We start from the raw sequence: 9,089 nt of genomic DNA, 5'->3' as shown, positions 1-9,089 counted from the left end.
GGATATACAAATCCATCCTCTTCTCTAGGCTGGTAAGTTCTGCTCAATCCTTGAAATAAGGTACTCTTCTGACCCAGTTGCGATACTTCGGCTTTACCTTTGTTGGCATTTGCTTTAACAGATTGCAACACGGCGATCAACTGATTTAGCTTCATAGAATTACCAAAATTGGTCAATTCAATTATTGCCTAGTCGATAGAGCCAATTTCTGAATTTGCAGGAAAAAATTATTGGAACCTGTCGCTTACAGATAACCACAGGTTAAACTGAATAAACGCCCAAGCCGCCCGACGCATGAGAAACCCATGCATATTCTGTTCGTTGAAGATGAAGCGAAAATTGCCAACTTCGTCCGAGCCGGATTGAAGGAACAGGGGTTTGTCGTCGATTACTGTGACAACGGAGACGAGGGCTATACTCGCGCCTTGGATAACGAGTATGACGCGCTCGTGCTTGATATCATGGTGCCGGGAAAAGATGGTTTGTCTATCCTCAAGAGCCTGCGCCGGAAAGGACAGAATGTGCCAGTCATTTTGTTGACTGCTCGTAATGAATTGGATGACCGACTTGAGGGTCTAAATTTGGGTGCTGACGACTATATCGCGAAACCATTTTTTGTGGAAGAACTCGTTGCCCGGATTCATGCAGTGATCCGTCGGACTGCGGGCGATCGCCAAAATCTAGTCTGCGTTGGTCCCATCAAACTGGATCGCATCACGCGAGAAGCCACTTGCAATCAACATATCGTTGAACTCACCACCCGCGAGTTTAACCTCTTGGAATACCTAATGCGATCGCCTGGACGAGTCTTCACCCGAACGCAAATCTTGGAACACATCTGGGGGTATGACTTTAATCCCAATACCAACGTAGTCGATGTGTGCGTTCAACGGATTCGTAAAAAGATTGATTCCATCGGTGGCGCGGGTTGGGTTGAAAGCATTCGCGGCGTTGGATATCGATTTCGTCAATCAGAGTCTCAAGAGTGAAGCTGCGTTCTTTCCGTATCCGGATTGCTTTATTGTCTGCTGTTCTGGCAGGTAGCGCCTTAGCAGGGTTTGGATTAATTTCCTGGTGGCTGATTTATGAGGCAAAGGTGAACCGTCTGGATGCAGAATTGGAAAGCCAATTGATGCGGGTAAGTCGCCCTCGACCGCGTGGCTGGCAGTCTTATGAAGACTCACTTGGGCAGTTGTTTAGAACCGATACAAAAACAGCGATCGCCTTACTAATAATCGGTGCAGATAACAATGTGGTGTATCGTTCCGAACAATGGACTGCCGATCTCGATACCAAAAACCTTTGGACATCGCGCCCCCAATTGCTGCCGTTTCCATCACCCCCTTCCGATCGCCCAACAGCCCCCTTTTCCGAAGCCAACCCGCCATTTCCAGAGCGATCGCAACCGCCGCCGGATCGACCCCCGCCTACGCCTCGATTCGTTACTCAGCGCACCGCAAGCGGAACATGGCGGATTGGTGCCGTTACAACACCTTTTGCTCAAATTGCGATCGCAGTGAGTTTAAACGCGATCGCAACTGAGATGGTCGTCATCCGCAACATCTTCCTGATTTCAATTCCAGGGGTACTTCTGCTTGTAGCCGGGGGTGCATGGGCAATTGCTGGAAGCAGCTTGCATTCCATCCGACGACTAACCACGAGTATTGGGAATGTCACCGCTAGCGGTTTAAAACAACGGGTTCCTATCGGGACAACGGATGTTGAATTTGTCGAATTAATTCAGGTTTTCAACAAAATGTTGGAACGCCTGGAACGCAGTTTCAAACAAGCGTCCCGCTTTAGTGGAGATGCTGCCCACGAACTCAAGACTCCGCTAGCGATATTGCAAGGGGAACTGGAACGCACTCTGCAACAAGCCGATCCCGGCTCCGAGGTGCAACAAAGCTTGAGCAATTTGCTGGATGAAGTGCGCCGACTGACGGGGATTGTGCGTAAACTGTTGCTGCTTTCTCTAGCGGATGCCGGACAAATGAACCTGCATCGAGTTGAGGTGGATTTGTCTGGTTTATTAACTGAGATGCTGGAGGATATCGAACTGCTAGCACCGCATCTGGAGATTCAAACAGAAATTGCTGATAGTTTGCGCGTAAAGGGCGATCGCGACTTACTCATTCAAGTCTTGCAAAACTTGATTAGCAATGCCATTAAATATAATCTCCCGAATGGCTGGATTCGGATTCAGGCTCGTCGTCAGAGTACAGCTGTGTTGATTACCATCAGTAATTGCTCTCAAGAGATTCCTCTGGATGAGCGAAACCGAATTTTTGACCGTTTCTATCGCGGCGATCCAGCCCGAACCCGCAAAGTAGAGGGAATTGGATTAGGACTGAGCTTGGCGCGGGAAATTGCGCGATCGCATCGTGGTAATCTGACGCTTGACCCGACCTTATCTGGACAGACTGCATTCACTCTAACCTTACCAGTAGGCTTGTAAAAGCAACGTTCTTTTTGTACAGAGCCAGCTTTCCCGTTACTCAGTTTTCGTTGAGAATATGCCTTCAATCGCGAAAGCGATCGCTTTCGGGTTTCTCGAAACTGCTAACCGCTCCAACAAGAGCCGCACAAGCACAATACTAGAGCCGCCAGCAAGCGAACTCCGAACCTCTGGCTTGGTAGAGAACAGTGAAATTGGCGCGATCGCACTTTTGCGGCGGCGATATCGCTGATGCAAATATGTCTAATCTCTCTAACCACTGTCACCTTGACATTCCACAATTTACAATTAGTAATGTCGCCAGAGAAACGCAAAAGGATTTCTTTGTATTCCGCGTAATTGAAATCCAGCCTGCACTGGCTACAAAGGCAATATTGATTTCCTGGCTTGTAATGCTTGCAGGTGGTCGCCAACGGTTCGTTGTATTTACTCTAGAGACCAATTTATGAAAGACCTGACTCGTTATCGAAACATTGGCATCTTCGCTCATGTCGATGCTGGCAAGACCACCACAACTGAAAGAATCCTGAAGCTGACAGGTAAAATCCACAAAATTGGTGAAGTACACGAAGGCGCGGCGACGACGGACTTCATGGAACAGGAGCAAGAACGCGGGATTACGATCCAGTCGGCTGCAACTACCTGTTTCTGGAACGATCACCAACTGAACATCATTGATACCCCAGGACACGTTGATTTCACCATTGAGGTCTATCGTTCCCTGAAGGTTCTTGATGGCGGTATTGGTGTTTTCTGTGGTTCAGGTGGAGTCGAACCGCAATCTGAAACCAACTGGCGCTACGCCAACGACTCCAAAGTCGCTCGCATCGTCTACATCAACAAGCTCGATCGCACCGGCGCTGATTTTTACCGAGTCGTCAAGCAAGTCGATCAAGTGCTTGGAGCCAAGCCACTGGTGATGGTGCTGCCAATTGGCATTGAAGAACAGTTTTGCGGCGTGGTCGATCTGCTGACCCGTAAGGCATGGGTGTGGGACAACTCTGGCGATCCGATGAACTATAAGATCAAAGATGTTCCTACCGACATGGTCGATCAGGTCGAGACCTACCGCGAACAGTTGATTGAGCTAGCGGTTGAGCAGGACGATGCTGTGATGGAACAGTATCTCGAAGGGGAAGAGCCGTCGATGGAGGATATTAAGCGTTGTATTCGCAAGGGTACTCGCGACTTGGCGTTTTTCCCGACCTACTGCGGCTCGTCGTTTAAGAATAAGGGCGTACAGTTGGTGCTGGATGCCGTGGTTGACTACCTGCCGAACCCGATGGAGGTCAAACCGCAGCCAGAGATCGATCTGGAAGGGAATGAAACAGGCAGCTTTGCGCTTGTCGATCCAGACAAACCATTGCGGGCACTCGCGTTTAAGATCATGGACGATCGCTTCGGTGCTTTAACCTTCACGCGCTTGTACTCCGGGACATTGTCCAAAGGCGATACCGTACTGAACACCGCGACAGGTAAGACTGAGCGGGTCAGCCGTTTAGTTGAGATGCATGCGAATTCTCGCGAAGAGATCGACTCAGCTCAGGCGGGTGACATTGTGGCGATCGTCGGCATGAAGAACATCCGAACCGGACACACCATCTGCGATCCCAAGAATCCCGCGACGCTGGAGCCAATGGTCTTTCCAGAACCCGTCATCTCCATTTCGGTCAAACCGAAGCAAAAGGGGGGTGAAGAAAAGATGGTCGCCGCGCTCACTAAGATGGTGCAAGAAGACCCGTCTTTCCATATGGTGACAGATGAGGAGAGCGGCGAAACAATTCTCAAGGGGATGGGTGAGCTACATCTCGACATCAAGGTGGACATTTTGAAGCGCACCCACGGGGTTGAAGTTGAGGTGGGTAAGCCTCAAGTAGCCTACCGCGAGTCGATTACGAAACGCCTCGAAGACAGCTACGTCCACAAGAAGCAGTCTGGTGGTTCTGGTCAATTTGCCAAAATTGGCTATGTAATTGAGCCAGGTGAACCAGGCAGCGGCTTCCAATTTGAGTCAAAGGTGACAGGTGGTACCGTGCCGAGAGAGTATTGGCCAGCAGTGGAAAAAGGCTTTGAAAGCTGCGTCGATCGCGGTGTATTGGCTGGGTTCCCCTGCATGGACTTGAAGTTCACGCTGCTTGAAGGTGGTTTCCACCCGGTGGACTCGTCAGCAATGGCGTTTGAGATTGCTGCAAAAGCCGCTTATCGGCAGTCTGTTCCTAAGGCTGCGCCTCAGCTGCTCGAACCAATCATGAATGTTGATGTCTTCGCACCAGATGATTACATGGGCGATATCATCGGCGATCTTAACCGCCGCCGAGGGATGATGAAATCTCAGGAGACAAATCAGACGGGGGCACGCATTAAGGCAGATGTGCCTTTGAGCGAAATGTTTGGCTACATTGGCGATCTGCGTACCATGACATCTGGGCGCGGACAGTTCTCAATGTCGTTCTCACACTATGCTCCTTGCCCCAGTAACATCGCAGAAGAGGTGATCAAGGAAGCCAAAGAGCGTCAGGCTGCACACTAGGGCATTGGCTCCGATGAAGCGATTTGTCGGGGCTAATAACCGATAGCAATCCTCAATCAGTCGTGAGATTTTTGCGTAGTGTGAGCGTCCTGCTTGCGTTGAATCCCAGGCAAGATGACCGCACTACGTATTCTTATGACTTTTCTTAGGACTTGAATAGGACTGCTGTATATAGATGTGAATTTGATACAAATTTTCGGGCGGTCTGTCGATATTAATTCTTTATGAAGCTGAATCCTCTGCCTACAGAAGTCATTCTGAGCCATCCCCGTTCTACCCTCAGTCATCTATATCTAGACTGGAATCCTGAGCCTGGAGCCTATTTAGAAGTCGAGGGTCAAACATATATGGTTTTAGAACGTAGGCATCGCTATCTACTCAAATCGGGCCGTTATCAGCTTCACAAAATTGCTCTTTACGTTCAAAAGTTCGATACCCCGGCAGAGTGTAGTCTGTTGGACGGGCGCTGGGTAATCGGAGATATCACCTGCTCATACAATGCTCGCTCTGAGTTGCTTCGATGTACGATTAATCCCAGTGGGCCTTGCGATCGCTGCGTTCATTATCAGGCCTTTTAGAATCGCTCTTTATCCCATCAGTTGCGGCTTAACGCCATCTTCGGGTTGTTACAACGATTCGAGCAATAAAGAGCCATTTTATATAAATAAGTTTAAACTTTGTCTTGCCAACGGATGACGTGGCGTGCTTGGCTTAAAAGCCCTAAATCCTAGTAGCGTCGGTAGTTATATCAATCTGCATCGATAAAGGTAAAGCCAAATCGTTTCTGCTTAACCTTGTGCTAGCAAATATTCTAGCGTTTTCACGGCAGGAGTCAGACGCAGCTTAGAAATTAAGGAGTATGGATGACTGGGAAATTAGACGGAAAAGTGGCAATCGTCACTGGTGCATCGGCTGGCATTGGTGAGGCGACTGCGATCGCGCTAGCAGCAGAAGGCGCACAGGTAGCGATCGCAGCAAGGCGTTTTGACCGACTCAATGCTGTCTGCGATCGCATTGCAGCGACGGGTGGAAAAGCATTGCCAATCGTGGCAGATATCACGGATGAAACTCAAGTTCAGAACCTAGTGCAAAAAGCCAACGCACAACTCGGTCGAGTGGATATCCTCGTCAACAATGCGGGCATTGCTTTGTCAGGTAATATTGAGGGAGCAAATACCTCTGACTGGCGACGCATGATCGATCTCAACGTTCTGGGATTGATGTATGCAACTCATGCGGTTCTTCCTATCCTGAAAGCACAAGGATCGGGACATATCGTTAACATTTCATCCGTTGCCGGTCGAACCGCACGAGTAGGAATCGGTGGCTACAATGCGACAAAATGGGGAGTCAATGGCTTCTCGGAATCGTTGCGCCAGGAAGTATGCAAGCACAACATTCGCGTCACCATCATCGAACCAGGCATGGTGGATACGGAAATCGACAGCCACATTACCGATCCAATAGCCAAACAGCGCACCGAAGAACGGCGTAAATCGATAGTACCCCTGCACAGCGAGGACGTTGCAGCCGCGATCGTTTATGCCGTTACTCAGCCGCCGCGAGTGAATGTCAACGAGATTCTGATTCGACCCACCGATCAAGACTGGTAGATCCCAAATAGCGAAGCGGCTGGTTCTCTGAGAATCGTTATAGTTCAACGCTTGACGGTATCGGCGGACTGATTGAACAACAGATCCCGCGCCTGATCTGGACTGGTGACTTGATCTTTGAAGGCTTCTGCTTTTTCATAAGCCCGAATGGTTGCAGGACGGGCTTTTATTGCTTCAAACCAGCGTTGCAAGTTGGGAAAATCTTCGATCTTTTGGTTTTGCTTTTCGTAGGGCACGATCCAGGGATAAGCAGCGATATCGGCAATAGAATAAGCGCCCGCAATAAACTCGCGATCGCTTAATCGTTTATTCAACACTGCATACAAACGTCCTGTTTCATTCACATAGCGGTTAATCGCGTAAGGAATTTTTTCAGGGGCGTATTGAGTGAAATGATGGTTTTGTCCTGCCATTGGTCCGAGTCCGCCCATCTGCCAAAATAGCCATTGCAAAACGTCTGCGCGATCGCGAATATTTGCTGAAATCAACTTTCCGGTTTTTTCTGCTAAATACAGCAGAATTGCACCAGACTCGAAAACAGAAATCGGTTCGCCACCCTCAGCAGGTTCGCGATCCACGATTGCAGGGATGCGATTGTTGGGGGAAATCTTTAGAAACTCTGGTTTAAACTGATCGCCCGTGCCAATGTTGATCGGAACGAGGGTGTAGGGTAGCCCAACTTCCTCTAGAAACATAGTAATTTTGTGTCCGTTTGGCGTCGTCCAATAGTAAAGGTCGATCATGATGATGTCTCCTGAATATTACAAAGATTAGGTTTTAGCGATCGCTTTCAGCGCCGAACTGACAGCTCAAAGATCATTAATGCTGTGGTTGCCAATGCGCTCAATTATTTCTCCTCCTACACGCCATGCTGCTTAAACCATGCCTGGAGGCGTTTCCAACCATCTTTGGCTTCTTTCTCCCGGTAAGAGGGGCGATAATCGGCAAAAAAGGCGTGGGGTGCATTGGGGTAGACAATGATGTCAGATTTGCTGGTGCTGGACTTCAGGCGATCGCGCATCTGCTCTACTGTATCCAGGGTAATCCCCGTATCCTTGCCACCATAGAGTCCAAGAATCGGGACACTCAGCGCCGAGGCTATATCGACGGGATGTTTAGGTGTCAGTTCGGTAGCATTGCCCACCAGACGCCCGTACCAAGCCACGCCTGCCTTGACTTGGGGATTGTGCGCTGAGTACAGCCAGGTAATGCGTCCGCCCCAGCAAAAGCCGGTAATCGCCAATTTATCGGCATTCCCCTCGGCTGACTTTACCGCCCAGTCTACCGTAGAATCCAGATCGGACAGCACTTGGGCATCCGGGACTTTGGCGACTACTTGGCGAATTTCATCAACGTTGCTTAACTTTAAAACATCGCCCTGGCGCACAAACAATTGGGGTGCGATCGCTAGGTACCCCAATTTGGCAAAGCGACGGCAAACATCCTGAATATGCTCGTGTACACCAAAGATTTCCTGAATCACTAGGACGATGGGAAAAGTTCCTCTTTTTACGGGCATCGCCCTGTAAGCTGGAATTTCGCCATCTTTAACCGGAATTTTCACCGCACCTGCGACTAATCCCTTGGCATCAGTCGCAATCGTTTTGGCAGAAATGGGTTGCACTGCTAGGGCAAAACCTGTTGTCAGGGTAGCCGTAACCATAAATTGGCGGCGCGTGATTTCTTTCATTCTCTTTACCTTGAGCTATGCAGTCTCAATCCTAGTTAAGGAGGAAATGAGCTGTAACCAAACAGCCATTAGGCAGATGCAATAGCTAGGAAATCTAATTCTCAAGATTGAAAACAAGTGTTAACAAAAAATAAAGTTGTTGACTAGAAAATAAATTTCTATCTAAAGAATAAAGCTTGCCACGGGTAAATACCTGGGGTAGTTGGTAAGTTATGGATAGGAAGCGATCGCCCTCAACTGATCCATCTGTCAACCACTGGACACGCGCCGCTACTGTGTGCGAGGCGATCGCACTAAAACACAACTTACAGCTTTAATCAAACAGATACGCTCTTAAAGAAATTGGTTAGGAAGGTTGCAAAGGTGGCACTACGAATCCAAGGATGAAATAGAATTTGCCGTTAAACTCAAACTCTCTGAGCATCTCCATACCAAGTTTTTGAGTGTGCGCCCGAAGACTTCGCAAATTGTCCTTGACTACGAAAGCAACGCCAGCATTGAACCGTGTGGCGACTTGAGCTAGAAGTGCTTGAAATAAACCTTGTAAGATACCACTTCCACGGTAAGCAGTTGCAACACAAACCGGACCATACCAAAAGGAACGATAATTGCTTAAAGGTTGCCCATGAAACATTATTTCTGGATACAAGCTCATTATATATTTGAGCAAGGGAATCTTCTGAAAGTATTCTTGAGTTGTTGCACAAACATATCCAACCAATAGTTTCTCCTGCACAGCAACCATTACTGCCAAATTTTCGTTGATTGCTGCCAGATGAAAATCATCCTTAAAGTCAATTG

General features: G+C 48.7%; 9 protein-coding genes. 6 read left to right on the top strand and 3 right to left on the bottom strand.

The features are described 5' to 3' along the window. Positions 1-305: 305 nt before the first annotated feature. From NDI34_RS26925 to NDI34_RS26900, 6 genes are all read left to right on the top strand, one after another. The gene (locus NDI34_RS26925) at positions 306-989 is read left to right on the top strand and encodes a response regulator transcription factor (protein WP_348234366.1); all 684 of its coding nucleotides are present in this window, start codon (positions 306-308) and stop codon (positions 987-989) included. Further along, entirely contained in the window at positions 986-2,455 is a 1,470-nt protein-coding gene (locus NDI34_RS26920) for an ATP-binding protein (protein ID WP_348234365.1), read from the top strand. The genes NDI34_RS26925 and NDI34_RS26920 overlap by 4 nt, the downstream gene beginning before the upstream one ends. Before the next feature lie 58 nt (positions 2,456-2,513). Next, entirely contained in the window at positions 2,514-2,687 is a 174-nt protein-coding gene (locus tag NDI34_RS26915) for a hypothetical protein (protein ID WP_190434680.1), read from the top strand. Between the two features lie 213 nt (positions 2,688-2,900). After that, the gene (gene fusA, locus NDI34_RS26910; RefSeq protein WP_190412929.1) at positions 2,901-4,985 is read left to right on the top strand and encodes an elongation factor G; all 2,085 of its coding nucleotides are present in this window, start codon (positions 2,901-2,903) and stop codon (positions 4,983-4,985) included. A 224-nt stretch (positions 4,986-5,209) separates the two neighbouring features. After that, positions 5,210-5,563, top strand: a complete 354-nt coding sequence (locus tag NDI34_RS26905) for a DUF6464 family protein (RefSeq protein ID WP_348234364.1) — start codon at positions 5,210-5,212, stop codon at positions 5,561-5,563. A 285-nt stretch (positions 5,564-5,848) separates the two neighbouring features. Continuing rightward, positions 5,849-6,598 (top strand): SDR family oxidoreductase, encoded by a 750-nt coding sequence (locus NDI34_RS26900; RefSeq protein ID WP_348234363.1) that lies wholly within the window; start codon positions 5,849-5,851, stop codon positions 6,596-6,598. Between the two features lie 44 nt (positions 6,599-6,642). On the opposite strand, the gene NDI34_RS26895 is transcribed toward NDI34_RS26900, so the two are convergent. The 3 genes from NDI34_RS26895 to NDI34_RS26885 all read right to left on the bottom strand — a co-directional run. Then, positions 6,643-7,341, bottom strand: coding sequence for a glutathione S-transferase N-terminal domain-containing protein (locus NDI34_RS26895; RefSeq protein ID WP_348234362.1), 699 nt, complete (start codon positions 7,339-7,341; stop codon positions 6,643-6,645). 116 nt (positions 7,342-7,457) lie between these two features. After that, positions 7,458-8,288: a dienelactone hydrolase family protein gene (locus NDI34_RS26890; RefSeq protein ID WP_348234361.1), complete on the bottom strand. Its 831-nt coding sequence runs from the start codon at positions 8,286-8,288 to the stop codon at positions 7,458-7,460. Between the two features lie 346 nt (positions 8,289-8,634). Continuing rightward, on the bottom strand, positions 8,635-9,089 hold a 455-nt coding region (locus tag NDI34_RS26885), incomplete at its 5' end, for a GNAT family N-acetyltransferase (RefSeq protein ID WP_348234360.1).

The sequence above is a fragment of the Trichocoleus sp. DQ-U1 genome (genome assembly GCF_039961925.1).
Classification (GTDB): Bacteria; Cyanobacteriota; Cyanobacteriia; order Cyanobacteriales; family FACHB-T130; genus FACHB-T130.
This window is presented reverse-complemented; position numbering and strand designations above follow the sequence as displayed.

Coding starts and splice junctions, on each gene's coding strand:
- fusA (WP_190412929.1), top strand. CDS start 2,901: ATGAAAGACCTGACTCGTTATCGAAACATTGGCATCTTCGCTCATGTC.
- NDI34_RS26915 (WP_190434680.1), top strand. CDS start 2,514: ATGCCTTCAATCGCGAAAGCGATCGCTTTCGGGTTTCTCGAAACTGCT.
- NDI34_RS26890 (WP_348234361.1), bottom strand. CDS start 8,288: ATGAAAGAAATCACGCGCCGCCAATTTATGGTTACGGCTACCCTGACA.
- NDI34_RS26925 (WP_348234366.1), top strand. CDS start 306: ATGCATATTCTGTTCGTTGAAGATGAAGCGAAAATTGCCAACTTCGTC.
- NDI34_RS26905 (WP_348234364.1), top strand. CDS start 5,210: ATGAAGCTGAATCCTCTGCCTACAGAAGTCATTCTGAGCCATCCCCGT.
- NDI34_RS26900 (WP_348234363.1), top strand. CDS start 5,849: ATGACTGGGAAATTAGACGGAAAAGTGGCAATCGTCACTGGTGCATCG.
- NDI34_RS26895 (WP_348234362.1), bottom strand. CDS start 7,341: ATGATCGACCTTTACTATTGGACGACGCCAAACGGACACAAAATTACT.